This is a genomic window from Kineosporia sp. NBRC 101731 (genome assembly GCF_030269305.1).
Classification (GTDB): Bacteria; Actinomycetota; Actinomycetes; order Actinomycetales; family Kineosporiaceae; genus Kineosporia.
The window spans coordinates 1,002,521-1,024,260 of record NZ_BSTC01000001.1 but is presented as its reverse complement, the minus strand read 5'-3'; the positions used below and the strand labels follow the sequence as shown (position 1 = coordinate 1,024,260).

General features: G+C 69.5%; 17 protein-coding genes. 1 reads left to right on the top strand and 16 read right to left on the bottom strand.

Going from position 1 to position 21,740, the window contains the following annotated elements; genetic code table 11:
* Window positions 1–6: 6 nt before the first annotated feature.
* From QSK05_RS04465 to dacB, 12 genes are all read right to left on the bottom strand, one after another.
* Window positions 7–1,191 carry a right-handed parallel beta-helix repeat-containing protein gene (locus tag QSK05_RS04465; protein ID WP_285594171.1) on the bottom strand — a complete coding sequence of 395 codons (1,185 nt, stop codon included), beginning with the start codon at window positions 1,189–1,191 and terminating at the stop codon, window positions 7–9.
* Window positions 1,188–3,542 (bottom strand): right-handed parallel beta-helix repeat-containing protein, encoded by a 2,355-nt coding sequence (locus QSK05_RS04460; RefSeq protein WP_285594169.1) that lies wholly within the window; start codon window positions 3,540–3,542, stop codon window positions 1,188–1,190. The genes QSK05_RS04465 and QSK05_RS04460 overlap by 4 nt, the downstream gene beginning before the upstream one ends.
* Window positions 3,532–4,749 carry a glycosyltransferase gene (locus QSK05_RS04455; RefSeq protein ID WP_352300257.1) on the bottom strand — a complete coding sequence of 406 codons (1,218 nt, stop codon included), beginning with the start codon at window positions 4,747–4,749 and terminating at the stop codon, window positions 3,532–3,534. Before QSK05_RS04455 ends, QSK05_RS04460 begins: the two co-directional genes overlap by 11 nt.
* A gap of 293 nt (window positions 4,750–5,042) precedes the next feature.
* A complete protein-coding gene (locus QSK05_RS04450; RefSeq protein WP_285594164.1) occupies window positions 5,043–5,519 on the bottom strand; it encodes a DUF3180 domain-containing protein in 477 nt (158 codons plus the stop codon).
* Window positions 5,516–6,466 (bottom strand): 2-amino-4-hydroxy-6-hydroxymethyldihydropteridine diphosphokinase, encoded by a 951-nt coding sequence (folK, locus tag QSK05_RS04445; protein ID WP_285594162.1) that lies wholly within the window; start codon window positions 6,464–6,466, stop codon window positions 5,516–5,518. The genes QSK05_RS04450 and folK overlap by 4 nt, the downstream gene beginning before the upstream one ends.
* Window positions 6,463–7,383: a dihydropteroate synthase gene (folP, locus tag QSK05_RS04440; RefSeq protein ID WP_352300254.1), complete on the bottom strand. Its 921-nt coding sequence runs from the start codon at window positions 7,381–7,383 to the stop codon at window positions 6,463–6,465. Before folP ends, folK begins: the two co-directional genes overlap by 4 nt.
* A 55-nt stretch (window positions 7,384–7,438) precedes the next feature.
* Window positions 7,439–8,062 carry a GTP cyclohydrolase I FolE gene (folE, locus tag QSK05_RS04435; protein ID WP_285594158.1) on the bottom strand — a complete coding sequence of 208 codons (624 nt, stop codon included), beginning with the start codon at window positions 8,060–8,062 and terminating at the stop codon, window positions 7,439–7,441.
* Between the two features lie 107 nt (window positions 8,063–8,169).
* Window positions 8,170–10,158, bottom strand: a complete 1,989-nt coding sequence (gene ftsH / locus QSK05_RS04430; protein WP_285594156.1) for an ATP-dependent zinc metalloprotease FtsH — start codon at window positions 10,156–10,158, stop codon at window positions 8,170–8,172.
* Window positions 10,159–10,434: 276 nt separating this feature from the next.
* On the bottom strand, window positions 10,435–10,989 hold the full coding sequence (gene hpt, locus QSK05_RS04425) for a hypoxanthine phosphoribosyltransferase (RefSeq protein ID WP_352299909.1): 555 nt from the start codon (window positions 10,987–10,989) through the stop codon (window positions 10,435–10,437).
* 53 nt (window positions 10,990–11,042) lie between these two features.
* A complete protein-coding gene (gene tilS / locus QSK05_RS04420) occupies window positions 11,043–12,035 on the bottom strand; it encodes a tRNA lysidine(34) synthetase TilS (RefSeq protein ID WP_285594155.1) in 993 nt (330 codons plus the stop codon).
* A complete protein-coding gene (locus QSK05_RS04415) occupies window positions 12,028–13,107 on the bottom strand; it encodes an Rv3626c family coenzyme F420 biosynthesis-associated protein (RefSeq protein WP_285594153.1) in 1,080 nt (359 codons plus the stop codon). Before QSK05_RS04415 ends, tilS begins: the two co-directional genes overlap by 8 nt.
* A gap of 16 nt (window positions 13,108–13,123) precedes the next feature.
* Window positions 13,124–14,563, bottom strand: a complete 1,440-nt coding sequence (gene dacB / locus QSK05_RS04410; RefSeq protein ID WP_285594151.1) for a D-alanyl-D-alanine carboxypeptidase/D-alanyl-D-alanine endopeptidase — start codon at window positions 14,561–14,563, stop codon at window positions 13,124–13,126.
* A 79-nt stretch (window positions 14,564–14,642) separates the two neighbouring features.
* On the opposite strand from dacB, the gene QSK05_RS04405 reads away from it, so the two are divergent.
* Window positions 14,643–15,146 carry an inorganic diphosphatase gene (locus QSK05_RS04405; protein WP_285594149.1) on the top strand — a complete coding sequence of 168 codons (504 nt, stop codon included), beginning with the start codon at window positions 14,643–14,645 and terminating at the stop codon, window positions 15,144–15,146.
* A gap of 126 nt (window positions 15,147–15,272) precedes the next feature.
* On the opposite strand, the gene QSK05_RS04400 is transcribed toward QSK05_RS04405, so the two are convergent.
* The 4 genes from QSK05_RS04400 to QSK05_RS04385 all read right to left on the bottom strand — a co-directional run bounded on the left by QSK05_RS04400 (window position 15,273) and on the right by QSK05_RS04385 (window position 21,699).
* Window positions 15,273–16,601 (bottom strand): C40 family peptidase, encoded by a 1,329-nt coding sequence (locus QSK05_RS04400; RefSeq protein ID WP_285594148.1) that lies wholly within the window; start codon window positions 16,599–16,601, stop codon window positions 15,273–15,275.
* A gap of 351 nt (window positions 16,602–16,952) precedes the next feature.
* Window positions 16,953–17,099 (bottom strand): hypothetical protein, encoded by a 147-nt coding sequence (locus QSK05_RS04395; RefSeq protein WP_231487235.1) that lies wholly within the window; start codon window positions 17,097–17,099, stop codon window positions 16,953–16,955.
* Window positions 17,100–17,259: 160 nt separating this feature from the next.
* Window positions 17,260–19,866, bottom strand: coding sequence for a trehalose-phosphatase (gene otsB, locus QSK05_RS04390; protein WP_285594146.1), 2,607 nt, complete (start codon window positions 19,864–19,866; stop codon window positions 17,260–17,262).
* A gap of 447 nt (window positions 19,867–20,313) precedes the next feature.
* Window positions 20,314–21,699 carry a DUF4832 domain-containing protein gene (locus QSK05_RS04385; RefSeq protein WP_285594144.1) on the bottom strand — a complete coding sequence of 462 codons (1,386 nt, stop codon included), beginning with the start codon at window positions 21,697–21,699 and terminating at the stop codon, window positions 20,314–20,316.
* Between the last annotated feature and the right edge of the window lie 41 nt (window positions 21,700–21,740).

Sequence of the window (21,740 nt, the reverse complement as noted above, 5' to 3'; positions counted from 1 at the left end):
TAGCTTCTACTTGGCGCAGTCGATCGTGGTCAGCCCCTCGGCCGCGCTCTTCGCCGTGTTGTTGCAGCGCACCACGTTGTCATTGTGCCGCTTCGTCACGTTGATCGCGTAGCCGCTGCCGTTGACCGTGGAGGAATTGGCGCTGAACAGGTTCCGCCAACCCCAGCCGTCCAGGATCTCGATCACCTTGTAGCCGTCGGCGGGTGAGTCGGTGCCGGTGTTGCCCGAGATCAGCCAGCCGTTGCCCTTCACGTCGACCCAGCTGTCGCCCTGGGTCAGGCCGGCGCCGTCGAAGGTGTTGCCGGTCAGCACGCCGCCCTGGGTGCCTTCCTTGATGTCGACGTTCTCCGCGGTGGTGCCGGAGATGTGGTTGTTCAGGACGAAGTTGTCGTTGCTGCGGTCCGGCTTGCAGTCCGTGTACTCGCACCAATTGCTCTCGGCCGTACCGATGTACACGCCCTCGCCGTACTGCGGCTTACGCAGGCCGGTGTCGCGCACCGTCAGGCCCCGCACCACGTTCTTGGTGCTGCCGGTGCGCAGGTGCACGGCCTCGTCACCGATCTGCTCGACCAGGAGGTTCTGCAGGCCGATACCCGTACCGGCGTCCACCATCACGCCCTTCTGGCCGTTGCGCACCGTGAAACCGTCGGCCCGCCAGTACGAGGCACTGTCGAAGTGCAGCGTGTACCCGCCCTTGACCGCACCCGCCTCCAGCACCGCCTTACGGCCGCCGCACAGGTAGATCGGCTTCTTCGCGGTGCCGTCGCGCCTGGTCCTGAACTCGCCGGTGTACAGCCCGTCGGCGATCCGGATCGACGAGCCGGCCTTGGCGGTGTCGAGCGCCTGCTGCAGTTCGTCGCTGGTCGAGACCGTGGACGTGGCCTGTGGGCAGGTGAAGGCGCCGACCGGTGGTTTCTTCCACTTGTTCAGCGACGGCAGTTTCAGCTTGGCGGTGCTGATCCCGCCTTCCTCCGGACTACCGGTGACGTCCGGTGCGGTGGAGGTCCCGGCCGGGAGCTCGGGGCTGGTGGCCGGGGTCCGGGTGGCACCCGGAACGGCCGGGGAGGTGGTGTTGTGCACCTCGCCGCCGGAGCTGCCGGACTCATGCCCGACCGCCCAGCCGGCCGCGAAGGTCGCGACCAGGCCGAGCGCCGCGAACGCCATCAGGGGGCGGCCCGTCGGCGCGTTCATCGTCCCACCGACCGGCGACGGCGCGAGGGAACGGGGTTGGCCCGCGCCTGCGCGATCGCGAGGTCGATCACGGTGCTCCCGTTGGCCGGGGTGCCATTGCCGTTGTTGCCGTTGTTGCCGTTATCGCCGGTGTTGTCGCCGTTGTCGTTTCGGGCATCCCAGGAATCGCGGACGTCCACACGCACCTCGGGTTTCTGCCTCGGCACCGAGGATGGTCGCGGCTGAAGCCATTCGGCCGCCACCGGGGGCTCCGGGTCGGAGTAACCGGGGTGATATCCGGGCGGGGTCTGGTCGTGCCGGTTTTGGTCGTGCCGGTTCGGTGCGGGCCTCGGCTGCATCCCCGGCACCAGGCGTTCCGCGGCGGTGCGGGGCCGGTACTGCGGGGTGGAACGGCGTCCGGGCTGCGGCGGCACCGGATGCTGGACGGGCGCGGCCACGGTCGGCGGGGATTCGTCGGACCTGACCGTGATCGGCCTGAATTGCTGGGCTCTCGGCCGGGATCCCGGCTGCTGGGGATGATTCACCGACTGCTCCCGTTCCTGCCGTTCTGCCCGTTCCGTGCGTTCTGTGCGTTCCGTCGAGAGGTCGGCCATCGGTGGCCGACCGTTCCCGATCAGTGGATCAGCCAGGTAGGGCGCACGGGTACCGCCACGCCGGGGACGGCTCATCATCAGGAGCAGAACGGCCACGCCGATCCAGACCATCGTGAGCGGATGCCTGAGAATACTGACGAGCGAGTCCTTCGTGACGGTCCGGGACCAGCCGGAGTCATCGGTGTCGGACACCTCGGGCACCTCACCGCTGACGCGCACCGTGTCGACGGCCGAGGTGCCGGAACCACGTAGCGCGTTGTCCCGGGCCACGCTCCCGGCCACGTTCCCGACGAAGGTGAACGCGTGCAGGGTGACACCGGAGGTGGAGTTGTCGCGCAGCGACGCGATCGCGTCCCGGACGTGCACACCGGTCGCCGCGCCGATCACGTTGTTCGAGGTCAGGTCGGCCTTCGAGCCGTCCCGCACCTGAATTCCGTTGGCTGCGGAGTCTTTCACCGTGTTGCTGTTCACCATGACCTCCCGGGCGCCCTCCGAGACCACGATCCCGGAATGCCCACCGGACACGGTGTTTCCCTGCACGGTGATCGCTTCCCCACCCGTGACGTACACCCCGATCCGGGCGTTGCCGGAGATCTTGCTGCTGCTCAGGTTGTTGTTGCCGAAGGGACGCATGGACGCGCCACTGGGCGAGGGCCCGTCGGCGAACGGGCTGCCGTTGAGCAGCACGCCGTCCCGGCCGTTGTCGTGCACGTTCAGCTGGGTCAGCGTGGTGGCCTCGACGTCGCGGTTGACCACCACTCCGTCCAGGGCCGACTTCTTCACCGTCACCCGGCTGATCACCGCACCGGACACGTTGCGGTGCAGCACCAGGCCGTCGACCAGGCTGTTGCTGATCACCGTGTCGGCGACCTGCACCGAGGAACCGGTCACGAACAGCCCGAACGCGTTGCCGTTCATCGAGGAGTTGGTGATCGCGGAGAAGAGCGGCGTGGCCCCGTCCCGCGCCGCGGAGGGCACCTTGCCCGCCGGCAGGATATCGGTGTGGCTGCCCGCCCGCTGGGCCACCGGGTCGTCGTCCACCCCGGTGGCCGCGCTGGTGCTGAGGTTGGTGGTGGGCAGAGAACTGTTGGCACCCACGGCCAGCCCGCCGGTGCGCCCGCTCCAGAAGCCGAGCCGGCTGAACCTGGTGTAGCTCGCCACGAGCAGGCCACTGGCCCGCACGTAGGCCCGGCCGTCACCGAGCCTCGCGTCGGTGCGGCCGTGCGACTCGTCCCAGCTGGTGATCGAGATCGGGGCGGTAGCGGTGCCGTTCAGCCGCAGCCGCCCGCCGTCGGTGACGATCGAGACGAAACCGTCCGGGCCGGAACTCATCTTGAGGTTCAGCGGCTTGTCGGGGCTGATCGACAGAGTGGCCCCGGGCCCGACCAGCACGTGCTCGCGCAGCAGGAACGACCCGTCGGTCTGCTTGATCAGCTTGTCCGGTGACAGGTTTCGCAGGTCGTCGAAGCTGTAGGGACGCTTGCGGGCCGTCAGCACCAACGTGTACTGGCCGTTCGAGCGGGCCCGGTAGGCGCCGGTGCCGGCGCCCTTCTCCTTGCGCACCTGCTGACTCACCAGCGCCCGGGTGACCCGCTGGTCCTCGCCGGCGACCAGCTCGGCCTGGCGCGGGGCGTCGGTCAGAGCCTCCTTCGCGGCGAGCACCTGGTCTCCGGGGGAATCGGCCCGGGCCGGGGCGGCACCGCCGGCGCAGACCAGCACGGCCGCGCCCAGGCACCCCAGAAAAGCCTTACCGGACATCGAGAACCACCTCGCGCCGGGACTCGTCGAAGGTCAGGCCGAGCGAGGCGTTGTCCTGCCCGTCGCCACCGATCTGGTCGCTGTTACGCGTGAGCCAGCCCTGCTTGTTCATCGTGACGAACGCGTAGAGCTTGATCGGCAACGAGATCAGGATGACCACGAGCGTCACCACGGGCAGCAGGAAGATGTCGAGCGGGTGCCGCCACAGGTGGGACACGCTGCGCACGAGTCGTCCCGCCATCAGCCAGCCCAGGGCCAGCACCACGCCGCCCCAGCCCGGTGCCATCCGGGAGAGCAGGAGGTAGGTCAGGGCCATGCCCATGGTCACCGGGGTGAGCAGAATCTGCAGTACGGTGATCTTGGAGACGAAGGGCACGTCGCGCAACCAGCCCTTCCAGAGCGCGGTGAGGTAACAGCGGTAGGAGTTACGACTCCAGCGGATGCGCTGTTTCACGAAACCGGCGAACGTGGCCGGGAACATCGACATCGCCTGGGCGGTCGACTGGAACTCGGTCCGGTAGCCGGAGGCCAGCACCAGCCAGGTCAGCCGGCCGTCGTCGCCGGCGACGCAGCGGCGGCCCAGGAAGAACTCGTGCTCCAGGTTCTCCAGCACGGGCATCACCGCGTCGCGACGGTAGGCACCGGTCCGGCCGGACACACAGATCACGCCCCCGACGCGGCCCATCGCAGGCACGTAGTCGTAGTAACGCAGGTCGATGATCCAGTCGGCGACCAGCCGCCACATGCTCGACCAGCGCCGGTAGACCTTCTGCTGGGTGGCGACGGCACCGACCCGCGGATCTTGGAACGGCATCTGGACGGCCGCGAGAAGGCCTGGCTCCCAGGCAGTGTCGGAGTCGGTGAGCACCAGCACCTCGCCCCGCGCGGCGCGGATGCCGACGCCCAGCGCCGACCGCTTGCCGCGGTGTGCGAACGGCAGCACCCGCAGGCGGGGGTCGCCCACCCGGTTCAGCATCTCGATGCAGTCGATGTCCTCGATGTCCGGCACGACGATCAGCTCGGACGGCCCCTGGGCCAGCCAGGTGGCCAGGCAGCGGCGCAGGATCTCGACGTCCTCGCGGAAACTGGGTACGACGACCGAGGTGGTCGTGCGGAAGGTGTTGCTGACCGGGCGGTAGGCCCGGGAGAGCACCCACCGGTAGATCCACAGACTCCACACGATGACACCCGCGACCCCCAGCGGCATCCAGGAACGCAGGTCCTGCACCGAGTCCCAGGGGACGAACGCATTGACCACGTCCAGAGGGCCGGATGCCAGGGGCACGGATCCGGACGCAAGCAGGACAGCAGGGGGCAAGGTGTCTCCTGGGAGTGAATGATCGCTGTGCTTACGATCGAGTACCCAGGGTAGTTACGCGTGCGTCCGACATCGCCGGTACCGAGAGGAATGGCCGTTCGGCCGATGCCTCAGTCAGCCTCCCGTTCGGAGGTTTTCATACTGGTACGACTCAGACGACACACCCGTCACAGATGCCGAACTCAGTCCGGTTTCTTCTCGTCGTCGTCCGGCGGGACCCGGCACCATCGCTGCACGACGAAACCGGCCGCGCTCAGCGCCACGGCACTGCCCGCGGCAATCATCGCCAGCACGAACCGGCCCAGGCGGTCACCCACCAGATCGGGCAGCAGGATCAGGGCCTGACCGAGATACCAGCCGAGGATCAGCGCCCCGCCGTACGCCGCCGCCTTGGCCAGCACCGCGGTACGGGCGGCCACCAGCGGGTCGATCCGCCGCTTCATCCCGACCCGCTCCCCCGGGACGGTGCGCTGCCAGCGACGCATCGGCAGACCGGCGGCGATCACCACGACCACCAGCGCCACCGTGCCGAACACCGCGGTCCAGGACAGCGGCGGAGCCGTGTTGCCCTGACCCGTCCAGCTGTCCAGCAGGACCCAGCAGACCACGCTCGAGACCACTCCGATGAGCAGCGTGGTGCTGATCCGGGCGCCCCTCATGCCCAGTGCTCCAGGGTGAGTTCGGGCCGTTGCCGCAGCGAGATCCGGTCCGGAGCCCGTTCCAGCAGGGTGGCCACCTTCTCCGGGCCCGAGTCGGTGAGCAGCGTGGCGTGCTCGTCGGCCGCCAGCCAGGGCGCCAGCACGAACGCCCGCTCGTGTGCCCGGGGGTGCGGCAGGGTCAGCTTCTCGTCGTAACTACGTAGCTCGCCGTAGCTGATCACGTCGATGTCGAGGGTGCGCGGGCCCCAGCGCACCGTGCGCTCGCGGCCGAACTCGCCCTCGATGCGGTTGCAGGCGGCCAGCACGTCGTTCGCGCTCAGCGTGGACGTGGCCAGCACCACCGCGTTCAGGTAGTCGGGCTGGTCGGGACCACCCACCGGATCGGTCTGGATCACCGGTGAGATCACGTCGATCTCCAGCCCCTCTACCGCCCGCAGGTCACGCACGGCGCCTCGCAGGATCATCAGCCGGTCACCCATGTTCGTACCCAGGGCGAGCACCACCGGCACCGGCGCGGCCGGGGCCCGCTCCAGCAAGATCGTGCGCTCGCGGCGGATCGCCACCACCACGTCGCCGAAGGTCTCCTCGATCGGCGCCTGCGGTTTGTGCACCGCGACGTCGACGGCGAACACACCCGGCGGCTCCAGACAGGCCCAGGCGATGCGCTCGGCCAGGGTCTCGATCAGGTCGACCGGATCACCCCGGACGATGTCCGCAACGGTGCCGGCCAACTCGCCGTAGTGGGTGGTCCGGGTCAGGTCGTCGCTCGCCGCGGCGGCCGAGATGTCGGTGTGCAGCACCACGTCGACGACGAAGTCCTGACCTTCACGCCGCTCGAAGTCGAAGACCCCGTGGGTGCCCCGGGCCGTGACGCCGGAGAGCCGGATCTGGTCCAGCAACCGCCCGGACCCCTGTGTGATCGGGCCGAAGCCCAGCCCCGTGCTCACCGTGTCCCCGTCGTCCTTCCGGCCTGTGTGTGCTCTGTGTGGGTGCCACTGCGGGTCTGCTGCCGGATCTGCCGCATCTGCCCGGCCTGCCGAACCTGGGCCGCCACCCGCACCGCGTCCACACTGGCCCGCACCGCATGCACCCGCACGCACCAGACCCCGGCCGTCGCGGCCAGGGCGCTGATCGCAGCGGTGGCGTCGTCGCGCTGCCCCACCGGTGCCGGGGCCGCGTCCGGCCCGGCCAGCAGGCTGCCCAGGAACCGCTTGCGAGAGGCCCCGACCAGCACCGGTCGCCCGAGGTCGACCAGGGCGTCCAGATGCGCCAGCAGTTCCCAGTTGTGCTCGGCGTTCTTCGAGAAGCCGAGACCCGGGTCGAGCACCACCTGTGCCGGGTCGACACCCGCCGCCACCAGAACCTCCAGGCTCTGGGTCAGTTCGGCGGCGACCTCGGCCACCACGTCGTCGTACTGGGCGGCCAGATCGTGCTCGGCCCGCCCCAGCGCCTGCACGCCCCGCCAGTGCATCGCCACGAAGGGAGCACCCGTCTGCGCGATCAACGCCGGCATGGCGCTGTCCCAGCGGCCACCGCTGACGTCGTTCACCAGGGCCGCGCCCGCCTCCAGAGCGGCCCGGGCCACGCTCGCCCGCATCGTGTCGATGCTGACGGCCACGCCCTGCCCGGCGAGCCGGCGCACCACCGGAACGGTGCGGCGCAGCTCTTCCTCCTCGCTGACCCGCTCGGCCCCGGGCCGGGTGCTCTCCCCACCGACGTCGATCAGGTCCGCACCCTGCGCCCGCAGTTCCAGGCCGTGCGTCACCGCCGCGTCCGGGTCGAGCCATCGACCACCGTCACTGAACGAGTCCGGGGTGACGTTGAGCACCCCCATGACCAGGGTCCGGTGTTCGGAGGTGGTCATTCCCGGCAGCTGGATGTGGGCCACGGCCTCTTTCCTCGTCAGCAGATTCGTGCGGTCAGCGCGCGTGGGCGACGATCAGGCTCATGGCCTCGGCGCGGGTGGCCGGGTCGCGCAGCTGGCCACGCACCGCGGACGTCACGGTACGCGAGCCCGGCTTGCGCACGCCACGCATGGACATGCAGAGATGCTCACATTCCACCACCACGATCACACCGCGAGGTTTCAGGTGTTCGACGAGCGCATCGGCGATCTGTGTGGTGAGCCGCTCCTGCACCTGCGGGCGCTTCGCGAAGAGGTCGACCAGGCGGGCGAGCTTGCTCAGCCCGGTGATCCGGCCGTCGGAGCTGGGGATGTAGCCGACATGAGCGACGCCGTGGAACGGCACCAGGTGGTGCTCGCAGCAGGAGTACAGCTCGATGTCGCGGACCAGCACCATCTCCTCGTGCCCGAGGTCGAAGGTGGTGGAGAGCACGTCGGACGGGTCCTGACGCAGACCGGCAAACATCTCGGCATAGGCCCGGGCGACCCGGGCGGGGGTCTGCACCAGACCGTCGCGGTCGGGGTTCTCCCCGATGGCGAGCAGGATCTCTCGCACGGCGGACTCGATCCGGGCGGTGTCGACGCTCGGGTCCAGTCCCTCGGCCGGGGTGTCGGCGACGGTGTCCAGCTCGTGTGCCACGTGGTTCTCCAGTGATTGGCGAATTCCGGCGCCCCGCCGCCGGGAGATGAAAATCCCCGCAGGCTCCCCCTGCGCGAGGGAACCTGCGGGGATCGTTCGTACCGAACCTAGTTCAGGTCTCCGAGCTCGGCGCCGTGGCCGTTGGCCGAACCGTTGGCCGAGGCCGCACTGCCGTTCTGGGCCAGGCGACGCTCGGCCGGGCTGAGCACCGGCGGGATGTCGGAGACGGCGCGGCGCTCGCTGGACAGCCAGACCGGGCGCACCGGGCTCTTGCGTACCGGACCGAAGATCTCGGCCAGCTCCGCCCGGTTCAGGGTCTCCTTCTCCAGCAGGGTCAGCACCAGGGTGTCGAGGACATCGCGGTTCTCGACCAGAACCTGGTACGCCTCGTCGTGAGCGGCCTCGATCAGGCGGCGCACCTCGTCGTCGACGACGCTGGCCACCTCTTCGGAGTAGTCGCGCTCGTGGCCCATGTCGCGGCCGAGGAAGACCTCACCACTGCTGCGGCCCAGCTTGATCGCACCGACCCGCTCGGACATGCCGTACTGGGTCACCATCGCCCGGGCGATGCCGGTGGCCTTCTCGATGTCGTTCGAGGCGCCCGTGGTGGGGTCGTGGAAGATGATCTCTTCCGCCACCCGGCCACCCATCGCGTACGACAGCTGGTCGAGCATCTCGTTGCGGGTGGTGGAGTACTTGTCGTCCTGCGGCAGGACCATGGTGTAGCCGAGGGCGCGGCCCCGCGGAAGGATCGTGACCTTGGTGACCGGCTCGGTGTTGTTCATCGCCGCCGCCACCAGCGCGTGACCACCCTCGTGGTACGCGGTGATCTTGCGTTCCTTCTCGCTCATCAGCCGGGTGCGCTTCTGCGGCCCCGCGATGACCCGGTCGATCGCCTCGTCCAGGGCCCGGTCGTCGATCACCCGGGCGTTGGCGCGGGCAGTCAGCAGAGCGGCCTCGTTCAGCACGTTGGCCAGGTCGGCACCGCTGAAGCCCGGGGTCTTGCGGGCGACACCCTCGAGGTCCACGTCGGGAGCCATCGGCTTGCCCTTGGAGTGGACGTTGAGGATCTTCGTGCGGCCCTTCATGTCCGGCGGCTCGACCGAGATCTGCCGGTCGAAACGGCCCGGGCGCAGCAGGGCCGGGTCGAGGATGTCGGGCCGGTTGGTGGCCGCGATCAGGATGACGTTCGTCTTGACGTCGAAGCCGTCCATCTCGACCAGCAGCTGGTTGAGGGTCTGCTCGCGCTCGTCGTGCCCACCGCCGAGACCGGCACCCCGGTGGCGGCCCACCGCGTCGATCTCGTCGACGAAGATGATCGCCGGAGCGTTCTCCTTCGCCTGCTGGAACAGGTCACGCACGCGGGAGGCACCGACACCGACGAACATCTCGACGAAGTCGGAACCGGAGATCGAGTAGAACGGCACGCCCGCCTCACCGGCGACAGCCCGGGCGAGCAGCGTCTTACCGGTACCGGGCTGGCCGTAGAGCAGCACGCCCTTGGGGATCTTGGCCCCGACGGCCTGGAACTTGGCCGGCTCGGCCAGGAACTCCTTGATCTCGTGGAGCTCCTCGACCGCCTCGTCGGCACCGGCGACGTCGGCGAAGGTCACCTTGGGGGTGTCCTTGCTGACCAGCCGGGCACGAGACTTGCCGAAGTTCATCACCCGCGAGCCGCCACCCTGCATCTGGCCCATCAGGAACCAGAACACGGCGAGCAGCAGGATCAGCGGCAGCACCCCGATGAGCAGGCTGGACCACCATGAGGACTGCGGCACCTTGTCGGTGAAGCCCTTGGCCGGCTCATTGTCTTTCAGCAGCTGCACCAGCTCGTCGCCGCGCTGGGAGATGTAGTTGGCCTCGACCTGAAGGTGGCCCTTGATCTCGTTGCCGGCCTTCAGGGTCAGCTCGATGCGCTGGTCACCGTCGATGAGGGTGGCGCTCTCGACCTTGTTCTGCTCAATCAGGTCGATGGCCTGGTACGTGTCAATCTTCGAGACCTGATTGGGCGCGAACACGCGGGCCCCGATGATGAGCAGGACCACGAAGACGATCACCCAGATCGCCGGCCCCCGCGTCAGTCGTTTGACGTCCATGCCGTGTGTTCACCTGGAGCCAAAAAGGCCCCGACCCTCCTGCTCGTGCTCAATAGGACGACGGTACACCGATGCCCACAGACCGACCCGGCCTCGACCCGGCGGCCCGTGCACATCTTGCTGCGGACGTCGCCGCTTCCGGACGCTTTCTCCGGCTACTACCGACGCACGTCCGGAAGGCAGCTATGAGTGGAACGGAGGACATCGTCCTCCTGTTCCGCTCCTGCCGGTTCACAGTTGCGCTCACAGCTTGGCGCCAGGTGGAGCCAGGCGGCGTCAGCTCGAGTACACGTGCTCCGCGAGGGTGCCCACCACCCGGAGGTTGCGGTACTGCTCGGCGTAGTCGAGGCCGTAGCCGACCACGAACTCGTTGGGTATGTCGAACCCGACGTAGCGGACCTTGAGGTCCACCTTCATCGCTTCCGGCTTCCTCAGCAGCGTGCACACCTCGACCGAGGCCGGGCCGCGCGAGCTCAGGTTGGCGATCAGCCAGGAGAGCGTCAGCCCGGAGTCGACGATGTCCTCGACGATCAGCACGTGCCGGCCGCTGATGTCGCGGTCCAGGTCTTTCAGGATGCGCACCACACCGGACGACTTGGTGCCCGAGCCGTACGACGACACGGCCATCCAGTCGGTCTCGTAGCTGCGGTGCAGGGTGCGGCTCAGGTCGGCCATCACCATGATGGCGCCCTTGAGCACGCCCACCAGGAGCACGTCCTGACCGGCGTAGTCCTTCTCGATCTGCTCGGCGAGCTCGCCGAGTCGTGCCTGGATCTGTTCCTCGGTGAGCAGGACCTTTTCCAGGTCCGAACCCATGTCGGAGGCGTCCACGTATCTCCCAGGTGCATTCGGAAGTGGGGTGTCGCGCCGGATCCGGCGGCATCTCAGCCTGCCACAATCCGGCCGTGCAGGCTCAGCCGGGGCCCCCGCCCGGCGGTCATGACCTGGGCCACCACTCCCCCGGGCAGATCCGCCCGGCCCCGGCCGGCGATCACCAGCCGCTCCAGCGCGAGTGCGTGCCGGTGTCCCAGGGCCCCACCGGGGCAGCCGGCCCGGCGCGCGAGCCCCAGCAGGGCCCGGCGGCGCAGGGCGGGCAGAGCGTCCCGCAACGGCTCGACGGCCACCTCGTGCGCGCCGGTGAGGGATCGTTCCAGCAACGGTTCCAGCAACTGGGCCGCGAGCGCGTCCAGCGCGTCCGCGTCCTCCCTGAGCATCCGGGCGCTCCGGGCCAGGGCCGGGACCACCCCGGGCCCCAGGGCCCCCTCCAGCTCCCCGGAGAGCCGCCGCACCCGCACCCGGGTGTAGGCCGGGTCGTCGTTGGCCGGGTCGTGCCACGGGTGCAGGCCGAGGGCGGCGCCGGCCCGGGCCACGACCTGCCGCCGCAGCCCGAGGAACGGACGGCGGAAGACGCCCCGGACCGCGGGCATGCCGGCCAGGCTGCGAGCCCCCGAACCGCGCCCCAGGCCGAGCAGGACGGTCTCGGCCTGGTCGTCGAGGGTGTGGCCGAGCAGGACCGCGCAGGCCCCCAGTTCGGCGGCCACGGCTTCCAGGGCCTGGTACCGGGCCACCCGGGCGGCCGCCTCGGGCCCCCCGGGGCCACCCGCGTCCACCGTCATGAAACGCACCGGATCCAGACCCAGCGCGCGACAGGCCCCGGCCGCCTGCGCCCCGGCCGCGGACGCCGCGGCCGACCAGCCGTGATCGATCACCACCGCCCCGGCGCGGAACCCGTGGGCCCGGGCGGTGGTGACGGTGACCGCGGCGAGCGTCAGGGAGTCGGGCCCACCGCTGCAGGCCACGAGAACCGGGCCGGATCTGCCCGAAAGGTCCGCCAGAGCGTCCCGGACCGCCACGTGGACGGCCGTGACGTCATCCATGCACGCGGCGTACCCAGGCCTTCGGGTCGTTGATCTCCGCGGGCTCGGGCAGGGTCTGCGGCGAGGTCCAGACCGCGTTGAAGCCCTCCATGCCGACCTCCCGGGTCACCCCCCGCACGAACTTCGCGCCGTCGGCGTACTGCCGGGCCTTGGCGTCGAGGCCGAGCAGCCGGCGCAGCAGCTGGTCGATGGCGCCCCGGCCGGCCCGGCGACGGGTGAAGCGCTGGCGGATGGTGGCCACGGTGGGCACGACCTGCGGGCCGACCTCGTCCATGATCACATCGGCGTGGCCTTCCAGCAGCGACATGATCGCGGTGATGCGGGCCAGTTTCTCCCGCTGCTGCGGGGTCTGCACGGCCTCGAGCACCGAGCGCCCGTCGCCCTCACCCCGCACCATGTCGGGCAGCCCGCGCAGCACCTGGCCGAAGCGGTCGGCCACCTGGCCGGGCTCCAGCATGAGCTCGCTGATCAGGCTGCGGACCTCGCCCAGCAGGTGGTCGGCGAGCCAGTCCGAGGCGGTGAACTGCACCCGGTGTGTCTCCTCGTGCAGGCACACCCAGAGCCGGAAGTCCTCGGGCACGACCTCCAGGTCACGCTCGACCGTGACGATCGTCGGCGCGATCAGCAGCAGCCGGCCCGGGCTGGCGAACGCGTCGTACTGGCCGAGCACGCGGCTGGAGAGCACCCCGAGCAGGGCCCCGATCTCGGCGCCGGTGACCCGGCTGCCGATCGCGCTCTGCCCGGCCCCGGCCTTGCCGCGCTCCTCGTTCTTCGCCTGGACCTCGGCCATCACGGGGGCCAGCAGGGTGCGGAAGGCCGTGATGTTGGCCCGGGCCCAGCCCGGCCGGTCCACCACGAAGACGCCCTCGCCCGGGTTCGTCGTGAGCCCGGTGACCGACTGCACGTGCGGGTGCGCCGTGGCCGCGGCCTGGCGCAGCTCCCCCACGATCTGCTGGGCCTGCGCCACGCTGACATCCGGGCCGGAACGCCCGACCCGGGCCGCCGTGCGGGCCGCGAGGTCCCAGTTGATCATCGTGTCGACGGGCTCAGCCACCACCGGATCCGCTGCCATGGACCCACGGTACGGGTTACCCCCCGGAGCAACCGCACCCCACGAGACCGGTGGCGAACCGGTCCAGGGCCTCACGGGCAGCCACGGTGGAGGGCACCTTGTCGGCCATCACCGCGAACACCAGGTAGCGCCCGTCCTCGTCCACCAGCGTCCCGGCCAGCGAGCTGACCCCGCTCAGCGTGCCGGTCTTGGCCCGGACCAGGCCGGTCGCCGCACTCTCCGAATCCGCCTCGAAGCGCTCGGCGAGCGTGCCGGAGACCCCGGCGATCGGCATCCCGCTGAGCATCGGCCGCAACTGCGCGCCGTTCTCGCCCGCGGCCAGGGCGAGCACCGACGTCAGCACCTGCACCGGGATTCTGCTTTCAGCGGAAAGTCCGCTGCCGTCCGCGAGGATCGCCCCGCCCACCTCCACGTCCTGCTCGGCCAGCTCGTTCAGCACGGCGGGACCGGTGTCGGAGAAGGTCGCCCCCTCACCGCGCTCGATGGCGACGAGCCGGCCCAGGGCCTCGGCGATCGTGTTGTCGCTGTGGTCGAGCGCGAGCTCGACCTGGTCGCCGATGGTCGCGGACTGCACCTTGCCCAGCGGGGTGGCCGTGACGGGGGCCTCCGACCGGGTGATCTTTCCCTCGACGGTGATCCCCTGTTCGGCCAGGGCCTTGGCGAACGCCTGCACGGCCGCCTTGCCCGGGTCGGCCGAGCGCGGCACGTAGTTGCCCTCCCGCAACCGTCCGGCACTGATCTCGGCCGCGTAGACCGGGGCCACGTAGCCGTTCGTCACGTCGGAGGCGTCCCAGCCCTCGGCCATCGCCGGCCCCTCGAAGAGGGCGTCGTCCAGGGCGACCTTCACGCTGGTCGGGCCACTGGCCGAGAGCGCGGCCGCGGCCTGCTCGGCCAGCGTGGCCAGGCCGGCGTGCCCGTCCACCGCGTCCTCGTCGCTCTCCCCCGCCCCGAGCAGCACGTCTCCGCCGCCGACCAGGTAGACGGTGTCGTCGTCGAACACGGCCGACGTGGTGATGGTGGCGTGCGGGCCCAGGGCGGAGAGCGCGGCCGCGGTGGTGAGCAGCTTCGCGGTGGACGCCGGGGTGCGCGCGGTGCCCGAGGCCCGACTGAGCACGTGCTCGCCGGTCAGCGGGTCCAGCACGTCGACCGAGACCGACTTGCCCAGGGCCTTGCTGCTCATCAGTTTGCTCATGCGCTCTGTGAGCTTCGTCGCGGAGATCTCCGGCGCCGCCGCGTCGACCGCGGGCAGAACCTCGGGCGATTCCTGCTCAGGCAGGGATGCACCGGGCACCCTCTCCGTCAAGGGCGCAAGGGCCTGTTGCGGGGAGGTCGACTGCCGATCGCCGAACGGACCAAGTACCGTCAGAGCGACGATCAGTGCGGCGACGAGAACAGCGAACACGACAGACAAGCGGATCACCCATTGCTTGGACGTCCGCTGGGTGACGTCAGACACCCCGATCACAACCCATGGTCCAGAGGTACCAGATTACGCTGGGCCGCCCACACCACATGCCGGAAGGTAGCGAACACCCGTGGACTTCGACGTCACCATCGAGATTCCCAAGGGACAGCGCAACAAGTACGAGGTCGACCACGAGACCGGCCGTATTCGCCTGGACCGCATGCTCTTCACCGCCACGCGCTACCCCGCGGACTACGGCTTCATCGACAACACGCTCGGTGAGGACGGCGACCCGCTGGACGCCCTGGTCCTGCTGGAGGAGCCCACCTTCCCCGGATGCCTGGTGAAGTGCCGGGCCATCGGCATGTTCCACATGCGCGACGAGAAGGGCGGGGACGACAAGATCCTCTGCATCCCCTCGGGCGACCCGCGTCTGGAGGTCTTCCAGGACCTGACAGACGTGAACCACTTCTACCGCCTCGAGATCCAGCACTTCTTCGAGACCTACAAGGACCTCGAACCGGGCAAGTCGGTCGAGGACGCGGCCTGGGCCGACAAGGCCGCGGCCGAGATCGAGATCGAGAACTCGCGCAAGCGGCTCATCGAGGCCAAGGCGAACGGCACGTATCACTGATATTCACAGGTTCTCACAGCTCAGCACGACCGGGGCCCCTCACCGTCGAGGGGCCCCGTCGGGTTTTGTGGCCCGCATGGAGGACGAGGTCCCGCCCCCCGAAGCGAACAATCCTTTTTTCCGTGATCAGGGGCGGCCGGCGTAGGGCATGGCCTCGGAGCTGCGGACCGGCACGATCCGGACGAACGCGCCGGTGTACGGGGCCTCGATCATCTGGCCGCCGCCGATGTACATCGCCACGTGGTGGATCGAGGCGGGGTTGCCGGGGCTGGTGCCGAAGAAGATCAGGTCGCCGGGGCGCATGCTCGCGTACGAGACGTGCTGGACCGACGCGTACTGCAACCGGGACGAGTGCGGCAGGGCCACGCCCGCCTGCGCCCAGGCCTTCATCACCAGGCCCGAGCAGTCGTAACTACCGGGGCCTTCACCACCCCAGAGGTAGGGCAGGCCGAGCTTGCCGCGGGCCCAGGACACCGCACCGGCACCCGCCGAGCTGCTGCCGCCGGACGAGCCGCCCGACGCGGTGGACCCGCTGGAACTGCCGCTCCCAGAGCCCGAACCAGAATCCGAACCGGAGCCCGAACCAGAACTTGAGTCCGAATCGTTGTCGTCCGCCTCCCGCTCGGCCTGAGCGGTCCGGGCGGCCTGTGCAGCGCGTTCGGCGGCCGCCTTCCGGGCCGCGGCCTCACGCCGTTCCTCGGCCTGCCGGCGCAACCCTTCCTCGCGCTGACGCTCGATCGCCACCGAGGTGCGGCGGGCGGCGGCCAGTTCGGTGAGCAACTGGCCGCGCTGCCGGGCGTCCTGCGCCAGCGCGGCCCGCGCGGCGGCGGCCTTCTGCTCGGCCTCCTGCTGAGCCTGCTCCAGCACCCGGGCCGCGGCCCGGCGACGCTTCAGGGCCTGCTCGGCCTGCGCGGTCAGGCTGTTGGCCACCACCCGGGCCGAGTCGGCCCGGCGCAGCACGCTCTGCCGATGCCCGGCCAGCACCTGCATCATCGAGGCCCGCTCGAGCATGTCCTGCGGGCCCTGCGGCAAGAACAGTACGTCGAGCTGCGCTATCGGACCGCCGCTGCGGTAAGCCTGGGCGGCGAGCTGGCCCAGATCCCCCTCGGCACCGTCCAGCCGCTTCTTCGCCCGCTGCGCGAGCGCCTGGGCCTCGTCCGAGGCCTTCGCCGCGGCCTGCAGCTGCACCTGGGCATAGTCGTAGTTCTCGGCGGCCTGGCTGAGCGCCACGTTCGCGGCCTCGACCCGGCGGGCCGACGCGTCCATCCGGGCCTGGATCGCATCGACGCGGGACTGGGCCTGGGCCGTTTTCCTCTGGGCCCGCCGCACGTCGTCCTGACCGGGCACCGGCTCGTCCGCCGCCGCGCTCAGGGCCGGGCCACCCACGAGCGCCGTGGCCAGTGCGAGAACCGCAGCCGTGTCGCGGACCCGTGATCGTCGCCGTTTCGCTCGCACCGTGCCACCTCTCTCCGCACCAGCGGGTGCACCCGTTCGGGGCAACCCGCGCTTTCCCAGCGGAGTTCGGCAGTCGTTCCGGTGACCTTTAGTCCGGTCGGGTGAAGCCCGTCAGTGGAACCGCCCGTGCCCCTGTCCCCAGACTCCCCTGCGGTGACGAGGAGGCCAAGGTGCATAGAGCCGATCCGAAAAGGGCCGTCCGGCGGAGGGACCCGCCGCCGTAGAGCGGAAAGACCGGGGGCCGAAGAGCGCTTCCTGGCGACGACCCGCCCAACGCCTCGTGGGCGTCACCTTCTTCAGGTGACGCCCACGATGAATGTGTGGCCGTGGTCGGACGGCGCTCACAGGGTGCTAGACCCTCGAACGGCCGACCAGTGCCAGAACGGCGCCCACGACGAGCACGATCACACCGATCCAGATGAGCAGGTTGCCGACGCCACCGAAGCCGAGAACGGCCAGCACGACACCGACGATGATGAGGATCAGCCAGAGAGGCATGAACAAGCTCCCGTCACTCTAAAGAGGCGTCTAGCGCCATCTGTTCTTTCCGACACCAAGATCGAATCACGGGGCGCGTGGGGCGGCATGTCGAGATGTTCAGGCCGTACCCGTTAGGCCCCCGGTGGCGTAATCGGCCTGGTTATGCATCAGTTATGCCTCATTCACCGCACAGGTCGACGAGCAGCCCGAGCATGGTCGCCACCTCGTCCGGGGAACCCAGACGGTGGTCGGCCCGGGTCTCGCCGGAGCCCACGCGCACCGACACGTCACCCGCCTCCGTGCGCAGCACGGCGAAGGCCCGCTCGTCGGTCACGTCGTCACCGGCGTAGAGCACCGCGTCGGCCCCGGTGATCGAGCGCAGGCGCCGCAGGGCGGTGCCCTTGGTCACCGAGACCACCGACAGCTCAACCACTTCCTTGCCGTGGGTGAGATGCACACCGGGCCACGAGGCGGGCCCGTCGAGAGCCTCCTGAGTGGCCTTGGCCGCCACCGGACGCATCGCCCGGCGGGTGTGCAGCACCACGCCGGTGGGCTTGGTCTCGACGTGTGTGCCCTCATGCCGCGAGCTGATGGCCTCCATCTCGGCCGTGGCCTTGGCCAGCAGCTCCGCCTGGGCGTCGGTCAGCGGGGAGCCGGCCGAGGACTCACCCAGCGGGTCGCGGAACTCGGCCCCGTGACTGCCGACCAGCAGAGCCCGCGCGGGCGGTGTGGCCACCCGCACCAGGTCGTCCAGCTGCCGGCCGGAGACCAGGGCCACCCGGACACCGGGCAGCGAGGCCAGTTCGTTCAGATACCGCAGGGCGTGCGGGAGCGGACGGGCGGCGTCCGGGTCGGCCACGATCGGGGAGATCACCCCGTCGAAGTCCATCGCGATGAGCAGCGAGGGATGCATGGCGAAGCCCTCGAGCGCCGTCACCAGGCCGAGAGACAGTGCCGGGCGCCGGTTCTCCGGGTCGATCACGACCAGCGGATCGTCCAGCACGTGCCCGGGCTCTTCCAGGCCCTCGGGGTCGTCCAGGTCTTTCTCCTCGTACGCGTCGTCGTAGGGAGTGGAGTCGCCGGCCTCCCAGTACTTACGCCCCTCGTCTACCGGAACCTGTGCGGTGGAGTCGCTCTCGGCCCGGGCCTCGGCCGCGGCCGGGTCGTTCCGGGCCTCGGCGGCCGCGAGGATCGCCGACAGCTCGATGCTCTCGGTGGCCGGCATGTGCACCCGGTGCGGCGGGGACTGCATCGGCTCGGCCGCGGCGGAGGCCGCGACCTTGAGGAAGGTGGAGGCCCAGCGGGCCACGTCGAACTCGAACACCCGACGGCGCATGGCCCGCATCCGGCGGGTGGCCTCGCGCGGCGAGATCCCGGCGGCCCGCACGATCGCGGCCTTCACCCCGTCGATGTCGTGCGGGTTGACCAGGAAGGCCTGCGGCAGCTCGATCGCGGCCCCGGCGAACTCGCTCAGCACCAGGGCGCCCTGCTCGTCGTGCCGGGTGGCCACGTACTCCTTGGCCACCAGGTTCATGCCGTCGCGCAGGGCGGTGATCAACATGACGTCGGCGGCCAGATACAGCGCCGCCAGTTCCTCGCGGTCCTGCGACTGGTGCAGGTAGTGCACGGCGGGGTGGCCCAGCTGGCCATAGTCGCCGTTGATGCGCCCGACCGTGACCTCCACGTCGCGCTTCATCTTCTCGTACTCCTCGACCCGGTCCCGGCTCGGGGTGGCCACCTGCACGAGCACGGCGTCGGGCGGGCTGAGCACCTCCTCGGCGAAGAGCTCCTCCACCGCCTTGAGCCGGTGCAGGATGCCCTTGGTGTAGTCGAGGCGGTCGACGCCCAGCAGCACCACCTTGGGATCGCCCAGCTCGCGCCGGATCTCGCGGGCGCGCTCCTGGATGTCGGGGCGGCGGCCGAGCGCGTCGATCGACTCGGAGTCGATCGAGATGGGGAACGCGGCGGCCCGCACCTCGCGCGAGGGGTGGTGGTCGGCGCTACCGAAGCGCGGCTCGGCCGGCAGGTGCACCATGCCCCGGCGGGTGGCCAGGCCGTTGCGGCGACAGGCGCGCAGGAAGTTGTTGGCGTCGGCCGGACGCTGGAAGCCGAGCTGGTCAGCACCCAGCAGACCGTCGAGAACCTGCCGCCGCCAGGGCAACTGGGCGAAGATCTCGTAGGGCGGGAAGGGGATGTGGTTGAAGAAGGCGATGCGCAGGTCGGGCCGCAGGGCCCGGAGCATCTGCGGCACCAGCTGAAGCTGGTAGTCCTGCACCCAGACCAGCGCGTTCTCCGCCGAGTTCTCCGCCGCCTTCTCGGCGAACCGCCGGTTGACCTTGACGTACGCCTCCCACCAGTGCCGGTGGAACTGCGGCTGGGCGATGACGTCGTGGTAGAGGGGCCAGAGGGCGCCGTTCGACATGCCCTCGTAGAAGTCCTCCACCTCTTTCTTACTCAGCTCCACCGGGATCAGGTGGATACCGCGCGCCTCGAACGGCTCGGGGGCGTCGCCGGGAGCCCCGGTCCAGCCCACCCAGGCACCGGAGTTGCGCTGCATGACCGGCTCGAGGGCCGAGACCAGGCCCCCCGGGCTGGGCTTCCAGGTGGACGTGCCGTCGGGGGCGATCTTGCGGTCGACGGGCAGGCGATTCGCGACCACCACGAGGTCGCTGCGATGGTCGGGGTCTCGCTGCTGCTGCGACTGGTGCGACACGGGGTCGGCCTTCCTGATCAGGTCCTCGGTCCGCGTGTCAGAGGCGACGCGGGTGGTGACGGAGAGGAACATCCGATGACGATTCACCCATCGTGACGTCATTCACGCCTTGTAACCCTAGGCACTAAGGGCACCGCACGCCTCCTGGAGTCGCGTGGCACTTGTCTCGCCCTTCGGACAGTTTAAACTGATTTACACCATATTGTGTGACTAAAATTTGCGATTCCCCACAGAGGGTCATTCCTGATCAGGATGTTCGCTAACGCACAGCAACGGGCTCGGGCGACAAGGACATGGGCGTGGTCGACCTGTCCTCCTGAAAGAACCCTTCCGTGATCATGCAAAACCTCCCCGGCGTTCTAGAACTCTCGAGACCACAGTTCTAGAACGCCGGGGAGTGGGGGCACCGCCCGGCAGAAGGCTGGGGGATTTGCATGATCACGGGCGAAAGGGCGGGGACGAACAGAGGGACGAGGGTGCCCACCTCCTCGGCGAAGAGGCAGGCACCCCATCTCACCTCTAGCTGACCGTGACCTTCTGCTTCAGGTCGTTCAGCCCCGTCGCCGCGTCCCACGTGCCCTCGTTGGCGACCTGGACGGCGTAGTTCGGGTCATCTTCCGAAGCCGGCGAAGCCGATGGGATGGCGAGGTAGATGTCGTACGTACCGGCCGGCACCTCGTCCAGAAGCCCGTTGAGTTCGACCGTCTCACCCGGCGCCCAGGTGCGTACATCGGCGTTGCCGTCGAAGGCCACCGTGTGAGTGGCGTCCGCGCTCTTCAGCACCAGCTGCGCCGTGCGCAGGTTGTAGGGCGCGGCCCAGCCGTCGTTGCGCACGCTCAGCGACACCGCATCGTCCGAGACCGAGCTCTCCGTCATCACGAAGCGGTAGCCCAGCTTCTGGGCCGCCTCGGTGAGACCGGCCTCGCCCCAGCTGTTCAGCACGTCGGTGTTGTAGTCACGGTTGAGGTAACTGTAGTGGTAGCGGGCCATTTCGGCCGAGGCGCTGGCCCACTCCGAGCGCGGCGCGTTCACCCCGCAGGTCTCGCCGCCGATGGGCAGGTAGGCGCTGTCCGCCTCCAGATACTCCTGGTCGAGGGTGATCGGGTCGGACAGGAACGTGCCGTAGTCGTCGGCCGAGGCCAGGAAACAGTCGTTGTGATGGCCGATGCGAGCCTGGTCCGACCCGCTGAAGCCTTCCGAAACCGTCAGCGGGTCGGAAGAGCCCACGTACTGCTGCTTCGAGAACATGGTGCGGGCCGCCACCATCCGCTCGTCCGGCACCGCGTCGAGCAGGGCCTTCAGCACGGCGTTGCGCTTCTTCCAGTCGGCCGCCGTGACCACGCCGGGGTTGGCCGGGTCGGCCACGAAGTGATCGGTGTAATAGCCCTCACCCCACAGGCCGATGAAACCCTGCTGCACGAGCTCGATCACGTCGGCGTCATCGCTGAAGATCGGCTTCAGCTGGTCGATGTGGGCCAGCACGGTGTCGAGCGAGGCGTCACCGTAAGGCGCGCTGTACGGCCAGTCGCCGCCCTGCGCGTAGGCGAAGCGCACGATGACCGAGATCCCGGCTTCCCGTGCGGTGTCGAGGTCGGCACGCACCTTGGCCAGATAGGCGTCGCTGATGGCGGCACCGGAGGCGAAATCTTCCAGGTAGAACACCCGCAGAATCTGGGTGATGCCCTGATTCCGATATCCGGCAAGGTTTTCCGCGCTCAAGGGGGTGTACCCGGTGCTGTGGGTCTCGGTGTGCTTGTAGAAGCCGCGCTCGGGGTTGGCGATCACGGCGTCGCCGGCCGTATAGGTCACCGTCTCCGGTTCCGCCGCCGAGGCGGAGAACGCAATGCCGCCGCACAACATCAAACTCGCTACTGAGCCCGCGAGGACCCTTTTGGTGTATCGCATACGCCGCACGCTAAGGAGCCTCAGGTCAGCCCGGCATTAGA